Source organism: Bradyrhizobium sp. USDA 4501 (assembly GCF_054062115.1).
The window spans coordinates 6,439,100-6,459,996 of sequence record NZ_JBSSEX010000001.1; the positions used below are offsets into that span (position 1 = coordinate 6,439,100).

Annotated in this window: 20 protein-coding genes; 12 read left to right on the plus strand and 8 right to left on the minus strand. The window is 64.7% G+C overall.

All coding sequences use genetic code 11. The features are described from left to right. The first annotated feature begins 30 nt into the window (after positions 1–30). Positions 31–1,320, plus strand: a complete 1,290-nt coding sequence (locus tag ACVWZM_RS29635; protein ID WP_168855801.1) for an O-antigen ligase family protein — start codon at positions 31–33, stop codon at positions 1,318–1,320. Next, a complete protein-coding gene (locus ACVWZM_RS29640; RefSeq protein WP_456855470.1) occupies positions 1,317–2,339 on the plus strand; it encodes a glycoside hydrolase family 5 protein in 1,023 nt (340 codons plus the stop codon). The genes ACVWZM_RS29635 and ACVWZM_RS29640 overlap by 4 nt, the downstream gene beginning before the upstream one ends. A gap of 27 nt (positions 2,340–2,366) precedes the next feature. On the opposite strand, the gene ACVWZM_RS29645 is transcribed toward ACVWZM_RS29640, so the two are convergent. Further along, positions 2,367–3,578 (minus strand): amidohydrolase family protein, encoded by a 1,212-nt coding sequence (locus tag ACVWZM_RS29645; RefSeq protein ID WP_456855471.1) that lies wholly within the window; start codon positions 3,576–3,578, stop codon positions 2,367–2,369. A 118-nt stretch (positions 3,579–3,696) separates the two neighbouring features. Here ACVWZM_RS29645 and ACVWZM_RS29650 point away from each other — a divergent pair, with 118 nt between their 5' ends. After that, entirely contained in the window at positions 3,697–4,986 is a 1,290-nt protein-coding gene (locus ACVWZM_RS29650) for an MFS transporter (RefSeq protein WP_076830603.1), read from the plus strand. A 15-nt stretch (positions 4,987–5,001) separates the two neighbouring features. Here ACVWZM_RS29650 and ACVWZM_RS29655 read toward each other — a convergent pair whose 3' ends face one another. The 5 genes from ACVWZM_RS29655 to clpB all read right to left on the minus strand — a co-directional run bounded on the left by ACVWZM_RS29655 (position 5,002) and on the right by clpB (position 10,260). Continuing rightward, a complete protein-coding gene (locus ACVWZM_RS29655; RefSeq protein WP_028334885.1) occupies positions 5,002–5,193 on the minus strand; it encodes a hypothetical protein in 192 nt (63 codons plus the stop codon). 82 nt (positions 5,194–5,275) lie between these two features. Beyond that, complete coding sequence (locus ACVWZM_RS29660; protein WP_168855797.1) at positions 5,276–6,091, minus strand: family 1 encapsulin nanocompartment shell protein; 816 nt, start codon at positions 6,089–6,091, stop codon at positions 5,276–5,278. Next, a complete protein-coding gene (locus ACVWZM_RS29665) occupies positions 6,084–7,145 on the minus strand; it encodes a Dyp-type peroxidase (protein WP_168855796.1) in 1,062 nt (353 codons plus the stop codon). Before ACVWZM_RS29665 ends, ACVWZM_RS29660 begins: the two co-directional genes overlap by 8 nt. A 147-nt stretch (positions 7,146–7,292) precedes the next feature. Next, positions 7,293–7,547, minus strand: coding sequence for a DUF2171 domain-containing protein (locus tag ACVWZM_RS29670; RefSeq protein ID WP_057019219.1), 255 nt, complete (start codon positions 7,545–7,547; stop codon positions 7,293–7,295). A 100-nt stretch (positions 7,548–7,647) separates the two neighbouring features. Next, positions 7,648–10,260 (minus strand): ATP-dependent chaperone ClpB, encoded by a 2,613-nt coding sequence (gene clpB, locus ACVWZM_RS29675; RefSeq protein WP_057019220.1) that lies wholly within the window; start codon positions 10,258–10,260, stop codon positions 7,648–7,650. Between the two features lie 668 nt (positions 10,261–10,928). Between clpB and ACVWZM_RS29680 the strand changes: the two genes are divergently transcribed. The 5 genes from ACVWZM_RS29680 to ACVWZM_RS29700 all read left to right on the plus strand — a co-directional run bounded on the left by ACVWZM_RS29680 (position 10,929) and on the right by ACVWZM_RS29700 (position 14,196). Continuing rightward, complete coding sequence (locus ACVWZM_RS29680) at positions 10,929–12,341, plus strand: hypothetical protein (RefSeq protein WP_456855472.1); 1,413 nt, start codon at positions 10,929–10,931, stop codon at positions 12,339–12,341. Between the two features lie 83 nt (positions 12,342–12,424). Next, positions 12,425–12,607, plus strand: a complete 183-nt coding sequence (locus ACVWZM_RS29685; RefSeq protein WP_057019222.1) for a hypothetical protein — start codon at positions 12,425–12,427, stop codon at positions 12,605–12,607. Between the two features lie 125 nt (positions 12,608–12,732). Then, on the plus strand, positions 12,733–13,635 hold the full coding sequence (locus ACVWZM_RS29690) for a DnaJ C-terminal domain-containing protein (protein WP_456779374.1): 903 nt from the start codon (positions 12,733–12,735) through the stop codon (positions 13,633–13,635). Continuing rightward, positions 13,632–13,907: a chaperone modulator CbpM gene (locus tag ACVWZM_RS29695; RefSeq protein WP_057019224.1), complete on the plus strand. Its 276-nt coding sequence runs from the start codon at positions 13,632–13,634 to the stop codon at positions 13,905–13,907. Before ACVWZM_RS29690 ends, ACVWZM_RS29695 begins: the two co-directional genes overlap by 4 nt. Positions 13,908–13,971: 64 nt before the next feature. Next, positions 13,972–14,196, plus strand: coding sequence for a hypothetical protein (locus ACVWZM_RS29700; protein ID WP_057019225.1), 225 nt, complete (start codon positions 13,972–13,974; stop codon positions 14,194–14,196). Between the two features lie 260 nt (positions 14,197–14,456). Here ACVWZM_RS29700 and ACVWZM_RS29705 read toward each other — a convergent pair whose 3' ends face one another. Continuing rightward, on the minus strand, positions 14,457–14,690 hold the full coding sequence (locus tag ACVWZM_RS29705; RefSeq protein ID WP_028343292.1) for a hypothetical protein: 234 nt from the start codon (positions 14,688–14,690) through the stop codon (positions 14,457–14,459). 61 nt (positions 14,691–14,751) lie between these two features. Then, positions 14,752–16,473 (minus strand): YbaL family putative K(+) efflux transporter, encoded by a 1,722-nt coding sequence (gene ybaL, locus ACVWZM_RS29710; protein WP_057019226.1) that lies wholly within the window; start codon positions 16,471–16,473, stop codon positions 14,752–14,754. Positions 16,474–16,587: 114 nt separating this feature from the next. Here ybaL and ACVWZM_RS29715 point away from each other — a divergent pair, with 114 nt between their 5' ends. The 4 genes from ACVWZM_RS29715 (at position 16,588) to ACVWZM_RS29730 (ending at position 20,893) form a co-directional block, all read left to right on the plus strand. Continuing rightward, on the plus strand, positions 16,588–17,253 hold the full coding sequence (locus tag ACVWZM_RS29715; RefSeq protein ID WP_168855791.1) for an HAD family hydrolase: 666 nt from the start codon (positions 16,588–16,590) through the stop codon (positions 17,251–17,253). 9 nt (positions 17,254–17,262) lie between these two features. Further along, entirely contained in the window at positions 17,263–18,216 is a 954-nt protein-coding gene (locus tag ACVWZM_RS29720) for a sugar-binding transcriptional regulator (RefSeq protein ID WP_057019228.1), read from the plus strand. Positions 18,217–18,570: 354 nt separating this feature from the next. Beyond that, complete coding sequence (locus ACVWZM_RS29725; RefSeq protein ID WP_456855473.1) at positions 18,571–19,884, plus strand: ABC transporter substrate-binding protein; 1,314 nt, start codon at positions 18,571–18,573, stop codon at positions 19,882–19,884. Positions 19,885–20,020: 136 nt separating this feature from the next. Next, positions 20,021–20,893 carry a carbohydrate ABC transporter permease gene (locus ACVWZM_RS29730; protein ID WP_024583852.1) on the plus strand — a complete coding sequence of 291 codons (873 nt, stop codon included), beginning with the start codon at positions 20,021–20,023 and terminating at the stop codon, positions 20,891–20,893. The last annotated feature ends 4 nt before the right edge of the window (positions 20,894–20,897 follow it).

Genomic DNA, 20,897 nt, shown 5'->3' on the forward strand with positions numbered 1-20,897 from the left:
AAGCTCATTCCATGAGCGGAGTACAACCGAATGGACGGACGTGCGATCGACAGTTCGGTCTGGCAGGCACCCGGCGTCGGGGCGGAAAATTTCGCCAGGACCGTCATCGGTTGGTCGATCACCATCAATGTGATCATGTCGATGGGGACCTTCCACGCCGCGCTGCTTCCGACCGAGTTGACTCTGGTACAGCAAGCCGTCGCCCTGTTGATGTGGGGCGTCCTGATTTACGCAAGCCTGTTCATCCGTCCCTGCCTGCGGCTGGCCCTCAATCTCGACACGCTCATGATCGTTGCGTTCTATGCGTTCGCCACTGTTTCCGTGCTGTGGACCAACCTCGGCGTGGCGGCCCTCATGAAGGCCGCGGCGCTCGCAATCACGACGCTCGGCGCGTTCTGTATGATCACCCGCGTCGATATCGACGACATCGTGACATCGGCCACCCGCGGTTTGTTGGTGCTGATCGCGGCCTCTGCGCTCTGTGCGGTGATCCTCCCGGACATCGGGATCGATCAGACCTGGATGCACAAGGGGCAGTGGCAGGGGGTCTTCGAGTCGAAGCAAACCCTCGGCTTCGCCGGGGCCTATCTCATGTTCTTCGCCTGCTATCGAAAGATAGCGGGACAAGGATGGCTGCCGTTCCTCGTGACGTTCGTGCTGGCCTCGACCTGCGTCATGCTTTCGGAGTCGCGCGGCGCCGGCGCCCTGTCGTTGGTTGCCTGCGCGCTGCTGCTCACCTCCCTGTGGTCGGTCCGGTGCATGCAGGTCTACGCGATCCTGCCATGTGTCATGTGCGTCGCGGCAGCGCTATTGATCCTGTATTTCTACACGACCGGATACGATTCGATTCATGCCTTCGACACGACGATCGACTTCACCGAGCGAACCTTCATCTGGCAGTACGCCATCAGCCATTTCGATGACGCGCCGCTGTTCGGATTTGGCATCAACGGATTCTGGACCAATCCGGCGATCTACGACTATTTCAACCAGAACCACGGCTGGGTGCTCGACAATTATCACAACGGCTATATCGCCATTCTCGTCGAGACCGGATTCCTGGGCTATTTCCTGTTCACGGCGAGCGTGTTCCTGTTTTCCTACAAGGTGCTCTGCCTGATCGCAGGGCGGGCGATCGACCGTCTGCACTGCGCGTTGATCATCGGGTTCGTCTTCCTCAACTGCCAAACCAATTTCACCGAGACGGTCTTCCTTCGCTCGACGATGTTCACGTCGGTGCTGCTGATCGCCTTCTTCCTCGCCATTTGCCGGCCGGTGCCGTCATCGCGCGTAGAGCCGCGCGAGTTGGAGCAGCCATGACCGCGTTCCGATTGCTTCTGCAAAGAGCCTTCGTCATGCTGGCGGCGGCACTTGCTCTCCCGCTGATCGCGCCGGCGAACGCTGCGGGGCAGGGGGCATCGCCGGTCGCCGCGGCATTGGGGCGCGGCATCAATATTCTCGGCTATGACGGCATCTGGGAAGGCTACCGGAACGCGCCGTTCCGCCTGGAAAACCTCGCCGCGATTCGCAGGGCTGGCTTTTCCCATGTCCGGATCAACTTCTTCGGCTTCAGGCATATGGAGTCCGGCAACATCCTCGATGATGCCGTCCTGCGGCGCCTCGATGCCGTGATCGAGCAGGTGCTGGCAAACAGGCTGGTTCCGATCCTCGATGAGCACGACACCGATCTCTGCCAGCGCGACGTGGCGGAATGCGGCGTGAAGCTCAAGGCATTCTGGCGCCAGATCGCATCGCGCTATGCGGGGAAATACCCGGCGCTGGTGTTCGAGATACTGAACGAGCCCGGCGGCAACATGACCTCGGCCGAATGGAATGCGCTGCTCGGCGATTGCCTTGCCATCATCCGGGATACCAACCCGAAGCGCAATGTCGTGGTCGCGATCCTGAACATCGAGGAGCTGCCGATCGATCAGCTGGTGCTGCCGGCCGGCGACCGAAACCTCATCGTCACATTCCACTATTACCTGCCGCTGCAATTCACCCATCAGGGCGCGCCGTGGTCGCCGACCTTCTCGAAGATCGGTCCGTTGCGCTGGGGCTCTGCGGAAGACGAAGCCAGGGCCTCGGCCGATTTCGACAAGATCCGCTCCTGGTCCGAGAAGGAACAGCGCCCGATCTATCTTGGCGAGTTCGGTGTCTATGAACGTGCGCCCGCGGAGAGCCGCGCGACGTATCTGTCGTTCATGGCGCGACGCGCGGAACGCAATGGCTGGGCGTGGGCGTACTGGCAGTTCGACCACGATTTTGCGGCATTCGACGGCGCCCGGCAACGCTGGAAGGCGGACATCGTCCGCGCGATCATCCCTCCGGGCCGCTAAGCCGTTCGATTGGACGCAGCGTTCGATTCAGGATTGGCCGGCGGCCTTGACGACGCGATTGTCCCGCGCAACGAGCACGCCACCCTTGTAGACTGAACGCCCGGACGGCCGCGCCACCACGGCCTCCTGGATATGCACGGCGTTCAAGGTCACGAAATCGGCCTTGGCCCCCACATGCAGGCCGTAGTCCTCGAGCCTGAGCGCCTTGGCGCCGGCCACGGTGATCACGTCGAACGCGATCGCGAGCTCCTCATCGGTGTAGAAGCCCGAGCGGTATCCGATCATCATGGCACGGCCCAGCATGTCGCCGTCGCCATAGGGCCACCAGGAGTCGCGGATGTTGTCGTTGCCGCTGAACACCGTGACGCCGGCTTTCCGCAACAGCGCGACCGGCGGGAACGGCCGGCTGCCCGGGGCATTCGTCATGATCGCCACGCCCGAACGCGCCAGACTGTCGGCGGTCTTCTTCAGCGCATCGGCAGGAATGTCGCCGAGCCCGTAAGCGTGGCTGACGGTGACGCGGCCCGCCATGCCGAGCGCGCGCGTTCGCGCCGCGATCTGCTCGACCTCGAAGGCACCGAGCATGCCGCCGTCATGAAGATGGATATCGACATCGACGCCGTGCTTTTGCGCAACGCCGAACACGACGTCGAGATGGCCCTCGACATCCCGGTCGAAGCTTGCGGGATCGAGCCCGCCGACGGCATTGGCCCCGAGCTTGATCGCCTCGTCGAGCAGCTGCGGCGTGCCCGGGCTGGTGAGGATGCCGTTCTGCGGAAACGCCACGAGCTGGATATCGATCAAGTCGCTGTATTCCTCGCGAACCCCGAGGATGGTCTCCAGCGACTTCAGCCCCACCGAGCCGTCGACCATGACGTGGCTGCGCATCTGCGTCGTGCCATGGCCGATGCAGAGGTCGAGCTGGTTCCGCGCGCGCACGTCCATCGGCGCGGCGGCGGCAAGGTTCTTGGCCTGAAACGCCACCCGCTCATGGACGTCGAATCCGTCGGTGCAGGGACGGTGTGGCCGCCAGGTATCGCCGTAAAAACTGGTGTCGAGATGGATGTGGCCTTCGACGAAGCCGGGCACGACCAGCGCATTGCCGAGATCGACGATCTCGACCCCGCTGGGGCGTTCGCCCTTCGCCTCAATCGCAACGATGCGGCCGCCACGAACCAGCATATCGCGGCTGGCGCCGTCACCGAACCTGGCATTGATGAAGAGTTTGTCGGCTGGCATCGGATCTGTTCCTCTTCTCGCTTGCGTCGCATGCAGATCGCGCGGCTCTCCATGCCTTGCCTAACATGGTCAGAGGAATAATACTCCGCTCGCACAAGCAGACAAGGAACCGAGAGCGTTGCCGGAGATTGCAAGCGGGGAACAGTTCGATGTCAAGCGCGCAGCCTTTGCCGCGACCATCGGCAACATGCTGGAGTTCTACGACTTCATCACGTACAGCTTCTTTGCGACCGAGATCGGCCGCACCTTCTTCCCCGCGCACAGCGAATACGGCAGCCTCATGCTGTCGCTTGCGACCTTCGGCGCCGGTTTCCTGACGCGGCCGATCGGCGGCATCGTGCTCGGCATCTTCTCCGACCGGGTCGGCCGGCGGCCGGCGATGCTGCTGAGTTTTGCGCTGATGGGCGGCGCGATCCTGACCATCGCGCTGACGCCATCCTATGCCGCGATCGGCATTGTGGCGCCGATCATCGTGATCCTGGCGCGGATGGTGCAAGGATTTGCGCTGGGCGGCGAGGTCGGGCCGACCACGGCCTATCTGATCGAGATCGCTGCACCGAGGAACCGCGGCCTCGTGGTCGCCTGGCAGCCTGCCAGCCAGGAGATCGCGGCGACGGTGGGCGCGCTTGTCGGTGTCATCCTGAGCAGCGCGATGGCGCCCGACATGCTGCAGGCCTATGGATGGCGCATCGCGTTCCTGCTCGGCGCCGTCTGCCTGCCGTTCGGCATCTGGATGCGCCGCACGCTGCCGGAAACCGTCTCGCACGGCGAGCACGTCGCCGGGCAGATCGAACGCTCGAGCCATGTGGCGCTGGCGCGGCGGCATCTTCGTGTCATCGTGCTGGCGGTGATGATCCTGGCCAGCGGCACGATCTCGACCTATGTGACGCAATACATGACGACCTACGCCAAGAATACGCTGCATGTGTCGCCGTCGCTGGCGTTCACGGTATCGCTGGTCAGCAACGGACTGCAGATCATCGGCGCGGTGCTGGGCGGCTGGCTTGCCGACCGGCTCGGCCGCAAGCCGATCATGATCTGGCCGCAGCTGGTCGTGCTGGTGCTGACCTATCCGGCCTTCCTGTGGATCGTCCAGGACCCCGGCGCGTGGTCGCTGCTGTTCGGCTTCGGCATCCTGTCGTTCATCGGGTCGCTGCCGTTCACCGCGTTCTATGCCGCCTTCACCGAAGCGCTGCCACAGAGCATTCGCGGCGGCGTGTTCGCCACGATCTACGCGGTCGCCATCGCGACGTTCGGCGGCACCGCGCAACTCGTGGTCACGTGGCTGCTGCACGTGTCAGGCGATCCGTTGGCGCCGTCCTGGTATCTTCTGCTCGCGGCGGCGGTCGGCATTGTGGCCATGAGCCTGATGCCCGAGACCGCCCCGGTGAAGGTCGGCGAGAAATAACGCCGGCAGACGCGCTCAATCCATGTCGCGAAAGGCGTGGCCGTTGGCCTCGATCTCCTTCACGAGCTGCGGCGGCAGATTGGCCTGCGCCGAGGTGCCGTCGAACACCCAGTCCTTGGCGTCGGCGAGATCGGGAAGACCGGCGCCCTTGCGGACGTAGAGACCGACCGATGTCTTCTTCGGATTGATGTAGAGATCGTAGTCCATTGCGCGCCTCCTCTCCGTTTCACGTTTGGCGGAAGCTCCGGCAACGGCCGGAGACTTCCCGGATAGGTCAACGCCGGCAAGACTAGGCGGGTTTCTTCGCCTCCGGCGCAAGCACCACCGACGCTTCGCTCGTCAGCATCAGGAAGGTGATGGTCTCCTGGAAATACAGCTGAACCGATTTCGCCGAGTGGCTGAGATAGCCGATCGAAAGATCCTGGCCGATCGAGAGCTGGAAATCGCCGCCGCGGGTGGTCAGCAGGACGCCACCCTCGATCGCGGGCGCCCAGATGATCTTGCCGTCAATCAGGCGCTGGATGTGCTGCAGCACCGGATAGCCGTCGTCGGTCGCCCCGCCGATCGCGGTATAGGGCTCGGTGCCGAGCAGCAGCGTATAGGGACCGTTGACGCCGGCAAGCCGCAACTGGCTGACCGCCTGCGCGACCACGGCGGGATAGTTCTTGACGCTCGGCGGCAGCGTCAGCACCGGGTTGCTGGTGCCCTGACGGATACCTTCGATGCCGGCGGCCGCGTAGCCGTCGAACACCGTGCGATCCTCGGCGAAGGCAATCTTGCGCGCCGCTTCCTTGAGCGGATCCCAGTCGGAATCATTCGCGCCGCGCTCGACATCGTCGATCGCCTGGCGCGAGAGCTCGAACGGCACGCGCAGTTCGACCAGCGCGCGAACGTCGCGTTGCGTCGCCTCGACCCCGTCGCCGGGCGCCGCAATCTTCTTGAGATGACCGGTGCCGACCGCGGAGAAATCCGTTCCCTTCGGACCGTCGACGTCGACGACACGGCGCGCCGCCAGATGGCGCTTCAACGTGCGCGAGGCCTCCTCCTCGATCTGGGCCCATGCCGCGTCCGAGATAGGGGCGAGTCCCCGATGAAGATTATTCATGTCCAGCCTCTCCTTTCAGTGAGCCGATCCCGAGCGAGCCGTCGGACGGCGGTATTCCTGGTGCAGGTGTGTCGCGAGCCCCGGCGTCATCCGGAGACGGCTCGGCGGGCGAAGGTGCCGGCGCCTCGCTCGCGACATCCTCCAGGAAGGTCGCCGACGGGACGAAGAACAGCATGCCGGTGACGGCGCGGCTGAAGTCGAGCAGGCGGTCGTAATTGCCGGGTGGCTTGCCGACGAACATGTTCTCGAGCATCTGCTCGATCCGCTGCGGGGACTTGGCATAGCCGATGAAATAGGTGCCGAACTCGCCCTTGCTGATATTGCCGAACGGCATGTTGTCGCGGACGATATCGAGCTCCTCGCCATTCTCGACGATCGTGGTCAGCGCGTTGTGCGCGTAGCTCGGCTTCACCGCATCGTCGAGCTCGATGTCGGACAGCTTGGTTCGGCCGATGATCTTTTCCTGCATCTCGACCGGCAGCTCGTTCCACTTCTTCAGATCGTGCAGGTATTTTTGCACGATCACATAGCTGCCGCCGGCGAACGCCGCGTCCTCGTCGCCGATGATGGTGGCGTCGGCGGCCGCCTGGTCCTCCGGATTCTCCGTGCCGTCGACGAAGCCGAGCAGGTCGCGTTCGTCGAAATATTTGAAGCCGTGCACCTCGTCGGAGGTCGCAACCGCATCGCCGAGCCGCGTCACGATCTGGGTCGCCAGCTCGAAGCACAGATCCATCGGCACGGCGCGGATGTGAAACAGCAGGTCACCCGGCGTTGCGACGGCGTGGTGGACGCCGTTGATCTCGCGGAACGGATGCAGGCCTTTCGGCTTCGGCGCACCGAACAGCCGGTCCCATGCGTCGGAGCCGATGCCCATGACGCATGACAGCCGGCCCTCGAGATCGCGGAAGCCCACCGCACGCAGCAGCGCGCCCAGATCGGCGCACAGCGACCGCACCACCGCGTCATATTCCGGATTGGGCTTGATCGTGACCGCAAGGAAGATGGCCGCGCGCGTCAGCTTCGCAGCGACCGGTTGCGGAACGGCTGATGGCACGCATGTCTCCTTGACTAAACGGCACTTCCACGAGGACAAAAGGCAGGCGCTGGACGCCGGATCGGCGTCCAGACAGGGGCAGAGGAGCATGCCACTGGAACCTTTACAAGGGCTCGAATGGCTCACGCTCTTGCAGAGGTGCCTGCCTCAATCGACGGGCTTGCCGGACTTCTCTTCCTCGAGGGTCACCGCGATCGCGGCGTTGGCCGAGAGCCGAACCTTGGAGCCTTCGACACCCGCCACGAAGCCGAGCTCGATGAAGTGGTGATGGCCCTTGTGGAAGCCGTCGCTCTCGCTCTTCTTGAGCTTGATGCGGTTGCCCTCGACGTGATCGACGGTGCCGACATGCACGCCATCGGCGCCGATGACCTCCATGTTGTCCTTGATCTTGTGCTGCGTCATGGCGCTCTCCTGGTTGCAGGTCAGCTTGTATATTCGGCTTGCATATGATGCCGGCAGACGACGCGGCGATGACAGCGCGTCGTTGGCGATCCGGCCTGTCTCACACCGGTTCGAATTCGTCCGCCGCCGCGTTCTCCGGCTTCTTGCCGTTGAAGGTGAGGCCGGCCTTGGTGGCCGAGAGTTTTACCTCTGAGCCGTCGCGCACATCGCCGGAAAGGATCATCTCCGCCAGAGGATCCTGCACGCTGCGCTGGATCACCCGCTTCAGCGGGCGGGCGCCGTAAGCCGGATCCCAACCCTTCTCGGCGAGCCAGTCCCGCGCCTTCGGGTCGAGCTCCAGCTCGATCTTGCGATCCTCGAGCAGCTTGCGCAGCCGCGAGAACTGGATCTCGACGATGCGGCCCATGTCGCTCTTCTGCAGCCGGTGAAACAGGATGATCTCGTCGATCCGGTTGAGGAATTCGGGCCGGAAGTGCGCCCGTACCATGTTCATCACCTGCTCGCGCACCGCGCTCGTGCTCTGGCCTTCCGGCTGGTTGACCAGATACTCGGCGCCGATGTTCGAGGTCATGATGATCAGCGTGTTGCGGAAATCGACGGTGCGGCCCTGGCCGTCGGTGAGACGGCCGTCGTCGAGCACCTGCAGCAGTACGTTGAAGACGTCGGGATGCGCCTTCTCGATCTCGTCGAACAGCACCACCTGATAAGGCCGCCGCCGCACCGCTTCGGTCAGGGCACCGCCCTCATCATAGCCGACATAACCGGGAGGCGCGCCGATCAGCCGCGAGACCGAATGCTTTTCCATGTATTCGGACATGTCGAGGCGGATCATCGCGGTCTCGTCATCGAACAGATATTCGGCAAGCGCTTTCGCAAGCTCGGTCTTGCCGACGCCGGTGGGACCTAAGAACATGAACGAGCCGATCGGCCGGTTGGGGTCCTGCAGGCCGGCGCGGGCGCGGCGCACCGCGGTCGACACCGCGCGGACCGCCTCGGCCTGGCCGACGACGCGCTTGCCGAGCATCTCCTCCATGCGTAGCAGCTTGTCCTTCTCGCCTTCCAGCATCTTGTCGACTGGCACGCCGGTCCAGCGCGACACCACCTGCGCGATGTTGTCGGCGGTCACGGTCTCGCTGGCGGACGAGGTCTCGCTGGCTTCGACCGCCGCGAGCTTCTTCTCGAGCTCGGGAATCCGGCCATAGGCCAGCTCACCGGCCTTCTGGAATTCTCCCTTGCGCTGCGCATTGGCAAGCTCGGTACGCAACTGCTCGAGTTCGCCCTTCATCTTCTGCGCATCGGAGAGCTTGCTCTTTTCCGACCGCCATTTCGAAGTCATATCCGCCGATTTCTTTTCCAGGTCGGTGAGATCCTTCTCGAGCGTCTGCAGGCGGCTCTTGGAGCCGAGATCGGTCTCCTTCTTCAGCGCCTCCTGCTCGATCTTCAGCCGGATGATCTCGCGGTCGAGCGAGTCGAGTTCTTCCGGCTTGGAATCGACCTGCATCTTCAGCCGGGCGGCCGCTTCGTCCATCAGGTCGATGGCCTTGTCGGGCAGGAAGCGGTCGGTGATGTAGCGGTTCGACAGCGTCGCGGCTGCAACCAGCGCCGAATCCGCGATGCGCACGCCGTGATGTTGCTCGTATTTGTCCTTCAAGCCGCGCAGGATCGAGATGGTGTCCTCGACCGTCGGCTCGGAGACGAACACCGGCTGGAAGCGCCGCGCCAGCGCTGCATCCTTCTCGACATGCTTGCGGTATTCGTCGAGCGTGGTGGCGCCGATGCAATGCAGCTCGCCGCGAGCGAGCGCGGGCTTCAACAGGTTGGATGCGTCCATCGCGCCGTCGCCCTTGCCGGCGCCGATCAGCGTGTGCATCTCGTCGATGAACAGGATGATGCCGCCCTCGGCCGAGGTCACTTCCTGCAGCACTGCCTTGAGCCGTTCCTCGAACTCGCCGCGATACTTTGCGCCGGCGATCAGCGCGCCGAGATCGAGCGCGAGCAGCGCCTTGTCCTGCAGGCTTTCCGGCACGTCGCCGTTGACGATGCGCAGCGCGAGGCCCTCGACGATCGCGGTCTTGCCGACACCGGGCTCGCCGATCAGCACAGGATTGTTCTTGGTCCGCCGCGACAGCACCTGGATGGTGCGGCGGATCTCCTCGTCGCGGCCGATCACCGGGTCGAGCTTGCCGTCGCGCGCGGCCTGGGTGAGGTCGCGGGCATATTTCTTCAGCGCGTCATAGGCGTTCTCGGCCGATGCGCTGTCGGCGGTGCGGCCCTTGCGCAGCGCGTTGATGGCCGCATTCAGGTTCTGCGGATTGACACCGCCCTTGGCGAGCAGCTTGCCGGCCTCGCTGTCCTTGTCGGCTGCGAGCGCCTGCAGCAGGCGTTCGACGGAGACGAAACTGTCGCCGGCCTTGTCGGCGGCCTGTTCCGCCGCGGCGAAGGCGCGCGCGGTCTCGGGCGCCAGGTAAATCTGTCCTGAGCCGGCGCCGCTGACCTTCGGTATCTTCGCCAGCGCGTCTTCGGTCGCCTTGAGGATCGCGCGCGAATTGCCGCCGGCGCGGTCGATCAGGCCGGCCGCGAGGCCCTCATTGTCGTCGAGCAGCACCTTCAGGATGTGCAGCGTCGAGAACTGCTGATGCCCCTCGCGCATCGCGAGCGATTGTGCCGACTGAATGAAGCCGCGAACGCGATCGGTATATTTTTCTATGTTCATCGTGGCACCTCAAGGCAACGCAGGCTCGTCGAGATCCATTATGCCACGCAGTTCCGTCGGCGACAGATGGCGGAACGATGACATCCATCATGCAACAGCCCCGTGCAATTGCGCCGGCGGAAAACCGCGGGCCAAAGGCTGCCGCATCTCGCATCGTGTGGTCCTTTCAGGGGAGTGTCAATCGCGCAGCGCGCTCGCTGGGATGCTTCGGTTAAGCCGTTGCGAGGGCTGATGTTCGTCGCTGGCACTCATCGGGAGGCACTGCTACGGCCGCGCCGGCAAGCCGGGTGCACGCATCGCGCTGACTACGGTTCGATGGATCGCCGGGCTCGCGAAGCGAGTGTTGGATGAGCATGGACCGCTGTGATCGTATAAAGGCCCAGGTCATGATCGGGACACGTTATCGGAATCGATCGCGTCGCGTTTCGCGTAGCTCGCCCGATGATGCAGAGAAGCAACGCGCGATGTTCCACTGCATCGCGCAACGTTGCATCACGGCGCGCTCTGAACCGACCATGAATAGCCGGATGAGCGCGTTTCCGTTTGCGTCGATGCGTTTCAGCCTGGTGTAAGGTCAAGGCGCTAGCGATGAAGTGTGTCGGTGCATTGCCGATGCACGGAACTTTTGTTCCGTCTCACGTTGAACGTGCTCATCGAAGAGGCTCCCAATGACAACTCGTCTCCTTTCGACCGCGTCGTGTGCAGCGATTGCCACGGCGCTGTTCTATGCGACCGCGGTGCCCGCAATCGCGCAGGATGCGGCATGCGCGCCGGTCTCTGCCGTCGAGACCGCGCCGCCGCCGTTGCCGACCTACGATCAGCCGCCGGTGCCTGGTCCCGGCTACATGTGGTCGCCGGGCAATTGGTCGTGGGACGAGGATCGCGGCGACTACTACTGGGTGCCGGGCACCTGGGTGCAGCCGCCGCGGGTCGGACTGCTGTGGACGCCCGGCTACTGGGGCGCGTTCGGTGGCGGCTTCATCTTCCATCAGGGCTACTGGGGTGATCGCGTCGGCTTCTACGGTGGCATCAATTACGGCTTCGGCTACGGCGGGTCGGGCTATGAAGGCGGCCGCTGGGATCACGGCAACTTCTTCTACAATCGGACCGTGAACAATCTGCAGGGTGCGCGGATCACCAACGTCTACGAGAAGAACGTCACGATCAATCAGACCACCGTCAACAACGTCAGCTACAATGGCGGCCGCGGCGGCATCGAGGTGCGGCCGACGCCGGCCGAGCGCGCGGTCGCCAAGGAGCAGCACTTCGCGGCGACGCCGTTGCAACGCAAGCAGGTCGAGACCGCAAGCCAGGATCCGAGCCTGTTCAAGCGGACCAACAATGGCGTGCCCGCAGTCGCCGCAACGGCGCGTCCTGGCGAATTGAAGGGACCGGGCGTGGTTCGCGCGCGGCCGCTCGGCGAGGCGGTGCCTGCCAACGCCGCACGGCCGGCGGCCGGGGAGCCGGGGCACCCGGGAGCCGCACCCGCACCCGCAGCAGCACCGGCTGCCTCCCATGCGCTCCCGGTCCCGGGAAAGGAGCTTCCGGCGGCGCATCCGCCCGCCGAGGCGAACAAGCCCGCGGCGGAGGAGAAGCGCGCGGCACCTGCTCCCGAGACCAAGGCCGAGCCGCATCCTGCCGCGCCGGCGCCTGCCGGATCCCACGCGCTTCCGGTTCCCGAGAAGGGCGTTGCGGCGCATCCGCCCGCCGAAGCGAACAGGCCCGCGGTCGAAGAGAAGCGCGCGGCGCCTGCCGCCGAGCCGAAGCTTGAGCCGCATCCTGCAGAAGCGACGCGGCCTGCCGTGCAGGAGAAGCGGCCCGAAGAGGTGCGCAAGGAAGAGCCGCGTCCCGAGCCTGCCGCGAAGCCCGTCGCGCGGCCCGAGCCAGCGAGGCCCGAAGCGCGACCGGAGCCAGCAGCGAAGCCGCAAGCGCACCCGGAGACGATGGCGCGCCCTGAGCCGCATCCGCAGCCGCAGGCCGCCCATCCCCAGCCGGCGGCACGGCCGGAGCCGCACGCCGCTCCGCATGCTGCGCCTGCGGCAGGTCATCCCGCAGAGGAGAAGCGGCAGGAGCAACACTAAGGCACGTCCGCGCTCCGCTGGCTCGTTCCGGCGGAGCGCGGTATTGTTCCGCCTGTGCAAGCGATCATCACGGGAGGTTGGTCATGGCACAGAGTCATGGCGGCGATGGACAGCTCGACGATGGCAAGCCGCGTTTGAGCGAGGACGATATGCAGCGCGCCCTGCTCGGTCCGCGGGGCGTGCCAGGCAAGGCGGATACCGCCAAGATGACGCCGCAGCAGCAAAAGAACATGCCCACTTATCTGGACCCCGGACATACATCCTAACTTGTCATGTCACGTGAGCGCATGCTGCGTCGGCCGCTTCCGGGCGGCGCGCCTGCGCACTTGCAAATCGCCTGCTTTTGCGCCCTCATGATTGCAGGTGCACTCACGGTGTTGCGGAGCAGGTTGTGAGAAATCCGTACGAGGTTCTTGGCGTTGCCCCGACGGCGTCTGCGGCCGATATCCAGAAGGCCTATCGCAAGCTGGCGAAGAAGCTGCATCCGGATCTCAATCCGGGCGACAAGGCAGCCGAAGACAAATTCAAGGAAGTCGCTGCTGCGAACGATCTGCTCTCGGATGCCGAGAAGCGCAAGCGCTTCGACGCCGGCGAGATCGATGCTGATGGCGCCGAGCGGCCGCAGCATCGCTACTACCGGGATTTTGCCACCGCGGATGCGGGGCATTCCTATGCCGACAGCTCCGGCTATGCCGACTACATGGACCAGGACGACGCCTTCGCCGAATTGCTCCGGCGCAGCGAGCAGGCGCGCGCCAACCGGCGCGGCCGCGATTTGCATTACGCTCTCGCGATCGACTTCGCGGAATCGATCACCGGTGCGAGCAAGCGGCTGACGCTTCCCGACGGCGGTACGCTCGACGTGACGATCCCACCGGGGCTCGTCGATGGCCAGATCATTCGTCTGCGCGGCAAGGGCATGCCCGGCAGCGGCAAGGGCGGTCCCGGCGATGCGCTGATCGAGGTGGAAGTTCGCCCCGACCCGCGCTTCACCCGCGAGGGTGACGACATTACGCTGGAACTGCCGATCTCGCTGTCCGAGGCGGTGCTCGGCGGAAAAGTCCGCGTTCCGACGCCGACCGGTGCCGTGACCATGACGGTTCCGAAGGGATCGAACACCGGCACGACCATGCGGTTGCGCGGCAAGGGTGCGCCCCGCGTCGGCGGAGGCCATGGCGACGAGCTCGTCAAGCTCAAGGTGGTCCTGCCCAAGGGACCCGATCCCGAGCTCGAGGCGTTTGTGTCGAACTGGGATCGAAAGGCATTCGATCCGCGCGAGGATGGTGCATCATGAACAAGCAGCAGTTCCTCATCGATGCGGGTCTGGAGGTGCAGACCCTGGAGTTCTGGATCGAGCAGCAATGGCTCGTGCCGGACGAGACCGCCAGCGAGATCAGCTTCTCCGACACCGACGTGGCGCGCGCGCATCTGATCCGCGACCTGAAGGGCGACTTCGGCGTCAACGACGAGGGCATCGACGTCATCCTTCATCTGGTCGATCAGCTGCACGGCCTGCGCCGCGCGTTCGAACAATTGCACAAGGACATGGCGTCACCACCGCGCTAGGCGCCTCACTTGCGATGAACCTCAGCCTTGGGACTCAGCCTTGGGATCAGCCTGGGAGGCGATCATGACGGACAAGCCGACGCCGCTGGCGCATGGCGAGATCGACGTTCTTATCCTGCAGGCGCTGGTGCGCAAGCTGATCGCGAAAGGCGTGCTGACGCCGGACGACGTCCGGTCGATGCTGTTCGAGGCCGCCAAGAATCTTGACCTGGTCGGCAGCGAACTGACGACGGAAGCCGCCAACATCATCGTGCAGGAGGATCTCGCGCCGGCATTCCTTGGCAGCTAGTGTCCCGAATCCGAAGTTCGCATCATTTGCCGCACCTTCGGGGCGAACTTCGGATTCGATAAGGACACTAGCGAACTTATGATTCTAGTGTGCTTTATGAATGCGAAGTTCGTGAAAGTGGCTGCCGCGAAGTTGCACGAACTTCGCATTCAGCACACTCGCGCATGATCCGGAAAAGTGGAAGCCGGTTTTCCCTCGCGACAGACGCAAAGCGTTTGCGCGGTGATCACGCTCAAACAAAGAGCTCAAATAATGAGGCTTCAGGTCTGGCCGCCGCGGGTGGAGACCAGTCGGATCCGGGTGACCTGGCCGGCATTGCCGGCGAGATAGGCTTGTGCGTCACGCACCAGCCGCTCCACGGCGGCCGCGTCATAGCTCGGATGACGGGTGTTCAGATGCAAGTCGGTCTCGATCTGCATGACGTTTGTCGTGTCCGCGGCGCCGATCTCGACCGAGAACGACACCAGCGATACGTGCGGGCTCTTGAAGGCCATCGCTCGATCTCCCTCATCGCGTGACGCGCGGCGCGCATCTGTACGGTGGGTGCAGTCTATCTCAAGCTGCCGAATCCTGCTCGGCCGTTCGCATAGCAGCCGGACGCGCCCTGTCGAGCTCCTCGATCATGCCGCGGGCGATCTCGCGCTCGCCCATGATCACGATGTCGGCGCCAAGTGCTTTGAGATGATCGACCTCGGCGTCGGAATGTGCACGGGCGATGATCTGGATATCGGCATTCGCGGCGCGCGCCTGTTCGACGATCTGGCCGGCCTCGAAGGCTTCGGGAATGGCGATGACCAGCGATCGCGCGCCGGCCGGATTGGTCGCGCGCAGCACGCTGGCGCGCGCGGCGTTGCCCATCAGCGCTTCGATGCCACGCTCCTTGAGCTTGGCGACCATGTCGTCGGATGCCTCGACCGCGAGAAACGGCGCGCTGCGTTGATGCAGCGCATCGCCGACGATGCTGCCGACCCGGCCGTAGCCGACCAGGATGGTGTGATCCTGCAATTCAGTGACCGGGATTGGTTCAGAAGCTGCGGCAGTTGGCGAGGAGGTCTGCGGCTTCTCGAGCCGCGACGTCAGCCAGTCGACGACCGCGAACACCAGCGGGTTGAGCATGATCGAGAAGATCGCGCCCGCCAGGATCAGGTCGCGGCCGGCCTTCGGCAGCAGATTGAGCGCAACGCCGAGTTCGGCCAGGATGAAGGAGAATTCGCCGATCTGGGCGAGGCTCGCCGAGATCATCAGGGCGGTTGCCATCGGATGACGGAACAGCACGACGATCAGAAGGGCTGCGATCGACTTGCCGACCACGATGACGAACAGCGTCGCGACGAATGGCCAGGGCTCGCGGACCACGCTCATCGGGTCGAACAGCATGCCGACGGAGACGAAGAACAGCACCGCGAACGCATCGCGCAGCGGCAAGGTCTCCTGGGCCGCGCGCTGGCTGAGCGGCGATTCCCGCAGCATCATTCCGGCGAAGAAGGCGCCGAGCGCCAGCGAGACGCCGAACAGCTTGGTCGCGCCGAACGCGATGCAGAGCGCGATCGCGAGCACGGTCAGCCGGAACAGCTCGCGCGAGCCGGTATGCGCGATGTAGTGCAGGACCCACGGGATCAGCCGGCGTCCGACCACCAGCATCAGCGCGATGAACACGGCGATCTTGATCAGCGTCAGCACCAGCACGCCGGTGAGCCCGAGACCGAAACGGGCGGCGAGCGGGTCGGAGGTGAGCGCCGCGCCATCGCCGCCCTGCAGGCTCGCCACCGCCGGGAACAGCACCAGCGCAAGCACCATGGCGAGGTCTTCGACGATCAGCCAGCCGACCGCGATCTTGCCGCGTTCGGTGTCCATCAGGCGGCGCTCCTGCAGCGCGCGCAACAGCACGACGGTACTTGCGACCGACAGCGCGAGGCCGAACACCAGACCCGCGCCGACGGTCCAGCCCATCAATAGCGCGAGGCCGAGGCCCATCAATGTGGCGACCGCAATCTGCGCTATCGCGCCGGGCACCGCGATCGCGCGCACCGACAACAGATCGTTCAGCGAGAAATGCAGGCCGACGCCGAACATCAGGAGAATGATACCGAGCTCCGCCAGCTCGGTTGCCAGCGCCTGATCGGCAACGAAGCCGGGCGTGAAGGGACCGACGGCCACGCCCGCGAGCAGATAACCGACCAGTGGCGGAACCCGAAAGCGCTGGGCGATGGTTCCGAAGACAAAAGCGAGGCCGAGGCCCGCGACGACGGTCGCGATCAGAGGTGTGTCATGCGGCATTTCGCCTTGTCGCACAGCATCCGTGGCGGTGCACCGCGACCATTTGAGGCGCGGCATTCCGCGCGGAAACTGTGATCTATTGCTCATGGCGTGAGCATATGATCTCATGTCGGGATGGATCCGCGGCTTCCCGAGACTGATCTCGTCATCTTCGACTGCGACGGCGTGCTCGTCGACAGCGAGGAATTGAGCTGCCGCTGTCTTGCCGAGGCGATGGTTCGGGCCGGCATCGGGATGAGCACCGAGCGGGCGCTCGAGCTCTTCCTCGGCCGCAGCACCGCGGCCCTGGTCGACTACTGCCGGGGCGTGGGAAAGCCGTTGCCCGAGACGTTTCTGCCTGACCTCGCGCTGCAGGTCCGTGAGACCTTCCGCTCCCGGCTGAAGCCGATCGCCGGCATCGCGGCGGTGCTCGAGGAATTGCGGCTGCCATATTGTGTCGCCTCATCGAGCGATCTCGAGCGGGTGAAGTTTTCGCTGGAGCTGACCGGCCTCGCTGCCAGCTTCGGGCCGCGGCTCTACACCGCGCAGATGGTCAAGCGCGGCAAGCCGGCCCCGGATCTGTTCTTGCATGCGGCAAGCGCAATGGGCGCCGCGTCGCGCCGCACGCTCGTGATCGAGGACAGCGTCAGCGGTGTGATGGCCGCGAAGGCGGCGGGCATGAAAGTGTGGGGATTTGTCGGCGGCGCCCACTATCGGTTGGCGGATGGCAGTGCTCTGCTGCGGCAAGCGGGGGCGGATCGAATCTTCGCCGCGATGACGGATTTCTGGATGGAAGGCTGACGCAAGACGATGGCTGCGCCCGACAACGAAAAGTCTCGCCTCGACGATGCGGCGCGCGCCGGCTGGCTGTATTTCATCGCGGGCCACACCCAGGATGAGATTGCGAAAATGCTGCAGGTGTCGCGCGCCTCCGCGCAGCGTCTGGTGTCGCTGTGCTTGGCGGAGCGGCTGATCACGTTTCGCCTCGAACACCCCATCGCGGCCTGCATGGAGCTGGCCTCCCGGCTGAAGGCGCGGTTCGATCTGGTGCATTGCGACGTCGTGCCGACCGATCCGGCGGCGCCGCTGTCCAATGCAGGGATCGCCGAGCGCAGCGCCAATCTGCTGGAGACGACGCTGCGCTCGGAGACGCCTGTGATCGTGGCGCTCGGCACCGGCCGCGCGGTGCGCGCCGCGGTCGAGCGGGTCTCGCCGATCGAGCGGCCCGATCACCAGATCGTCTCGCTGGTCGGCAACATCTCCGCCGACGGCTCGGCGAGCTTCTACGACACGGTGGGACGGCTCGCCGACCGCACCGGCGCGCGCCATTACCCGATGCCGCTGCCGTTCCTGATGTCGAGCGAGGACGAGCGCAACCGCATGGTGCGCATCGACCCGATCGCGCGGGTGAGGGCGGTCGCCGCCAAGGCCGATCTGCGGCTGATCGGCATCGGCCAGATGGACCAGAAGGCCCAGGTCCATGTCGACGGCTTCGTCACCCGCGAGGAGCTGCTGGAGATGATGCGGCTCGGCGCGGTCGGCGAGGTGACCGGCTGGGCCTATGACGCCAAGGGCCGCCTGATCAAGGGCGGCACCAACAAGCGGCTGACGAGCATTCCGCCGCAGATCCCCGCGGAAGCGACCACGATCGCCGCGGCGGTCGGCGCCGCCAAGGTGCCCTCGATCAAGGCCGCATTGGCGGGCCGGGTGGTCAACGGCCTCATTACCGATGAGGCCACCGCGCGCGCGGTGCTGGATCGTTAGGCGCCACGAGTCGTACTTCACCTCGCCCCGCTTGCGGGGAGAGGTCGGATCGCATCGGAGATGCGATCCGGGTGAGGGGAGTCTCCGCGCATTCGTCCGCTTCGTATGCGCGGAAAGAGCCCCTCTCCCCGTAAGAACGGGGCGAGGGAGCGCAGTCCCGCTGTGGCCGCAAATCAAGTTGCCTTCTGGGTCTCAGCGCCCTTCTTCATCTCCGCAAACACCTCCATTCCAGCGTGCAGTGGAACCCGCAAACGCGCGGGACGGCGCTCCCGCGTGCTTGACAAAGTTTGGCGACGGAGTGAACATACGCTCAACACGTGGGCATATGCTCAACGTGACATAAGGGAGGTCACCTTGAAAAACGTCCTTTGCGCCGTTGCGGGCGCGGCTGCTGTTTTGATCTCTGCCCCCTCGATCGCCCAGACCACGCTGACGGTGGCGACCGTCAACAATGGCGACATGATCCGCATGCAGGGGCTCACCAGCGAATTCACCGCGAAGAATCCCGACATCACCGTCAAATGGGTGACGCTCGAGGAGAACGTGCTGCGCCAGCGCGTGACCACCGACATCGCCACCAAGGGCGGCCAGTTCGACGTGCTCACCATCGGCACCTATGAGGTGCCGATCTGGGCCAAGAAGAACTGGCTGGTGCCGCTCGACAAGCTCGGCGCCGATTACGACGTCGGCGACCTCCTGCCCAAGATCAAGGATGCGGTCTCGGTCGACGGCAAGCTCTATGCCGCGCCGTTCTACGGCGAAAGCTCGATGGTGATGTATCGCACCGACCTGTTCGACAAGGCCGGCCTGAAGATGCCGGAGAGCCCGACCTGGGACTTCGTGGTCGACGCCGCCAAGAAGCTGACCGACAAGTCCGCCGGCGTCTATGGCATCTGCCTGCGCGGCAAGGCCGGCTGGGGCGAGAACATGGCGTTCCTGACCGCGATGGCCAATTCCTTTGGTGCGCGCTGGTTCGACGAGAAGTGGGAGCCGCAGTTCAATTCGCCGGAATGGAAGAAGACGCTGACGACCTATGTCGACCTGATGAAGCAGGCCGGCCCTCCCGGCGCCTCTTCCAACGGTTTCAACGAGAACCTCGCGCTGTTCAACGCCGGCAAATGCGCGATGTGGATCGATGCCACCGTGGCGGCGTCGTTCGTCAGCAATCCGAAGGAATCCACGGTCGCCGACAAGGTCGGCTTTGCGCTGGCGCCGAACACCGGGCTCGGCAAGAACGCTAATTGGCTGTGGGCGTGGAGTCTCGCGGTCCCCGCCGGCTCGAAGAAGGTCGAGGCGGCCGAGAAGTTCATCGCCTGGGCGACCAGCAAGGACTACACCAAGCTCGTCGCCGCGAAGGAAGGCTGGGCCAACGTGCCGCCGGGCACGCGCACCTCGCTGTACAAGAACCCCGACTACCTGAAGGTCGCCCCCTTCGCCAAGCTGACCTTGGCCTCGATCGATGCCGCCGATCCGAACAAGCCGACGGTGAAGCCGGTGCCTTACGTCGGCGTGCAGTACGCGGCGATCCCTGAATTCCAGGGTGTCGGCACCCAGGTGGGCCAGCAGTTCTCCGCGGCGCTCTCAGGCTCGACCACCGTCGATGCGGCGCTCACCGCTGCGCAGTCCGTGACCGAGCGCGAAATGAAGCGCGCGGGTTATATCAAGTAGAGCACGCCGGAACCAAAGCCAGGGCGCGTCGAACGCCTTGGCCGCCCGACCAGCTTAGACCTCCCGAGCTGGGCCACTTGCGACCATCCTGTCCCGCAGCGGGATGGTCGCTCCTTTCCTTGAGAAGGAGGCGGGGATGGCGACCCAGCAGACCCAACTGCTTGCACGCACGCTGCTCACGCCCGCGGTGGCGCTGCTGTTCATCTGGATGATCGTGCCGCTGGCGCTCACGATCTATTTCGCGACCCTGCATTACAATCTGCTCGATCCCGGCTCTGAATCATTCGTTGGGCTGGAGAATTTCCGCTACTTCCTGACCGATCCGGCCTTCCTCGCCTCGTTGCAGAACACCCTGGTGCTGGTCGGCTCGGTGCTCGCGATCACGATCATCCTCGGCGTGCCGCTGGCGCTGCTGCTCGACCAGCAGGTGGTCGGGCTCTCGATCGTCCGCCTGATGGTGATCGCGCCGTTCTTCGTGATGCCGACGGTGAGCGCGCTGGTCTGGAAGAACCTGTTGATGCATCCGGTGTCGGGCCTGTTCGCCTGGATCGCGCATCTGTTCGGGCTGCCGGCGATCGACTGGTTCAACGACGCGCCGCTGTTCTCGGTGATCCTGATCATCTCCTGGCAATGGCTGCCGTTCGCAACCCTGATCCTGCTCACCGCGCTGCAATCGCTCGACGAGGAGCAGAAGGAGGCGGCCGAGATGGACGGCGCGAGCGCGATCTCGACCTTCATCTACATCACGCTGCCGCATTTGGCGCGCCCGATCACCGTGGTGATCCTGATCGAAACCATCTTCCTGCTCACGGTGTTCGCGGAGATCTTCGTCACCACCGGCGGCGGCCCCGGCCTGCAGACCACCAACATCGCCTTCCTGATCTATTCGCAGGCGCTGATCCAGTACGATGTCGGCAGCGCCTCGGCGGGTGGCCTGGTCGCGGTGGTCCTCGCCAACATCGTCGCCTTCTTCCTCGTTCGTATCGTCGGCCGGAATCTGGAGGCGTAACGTC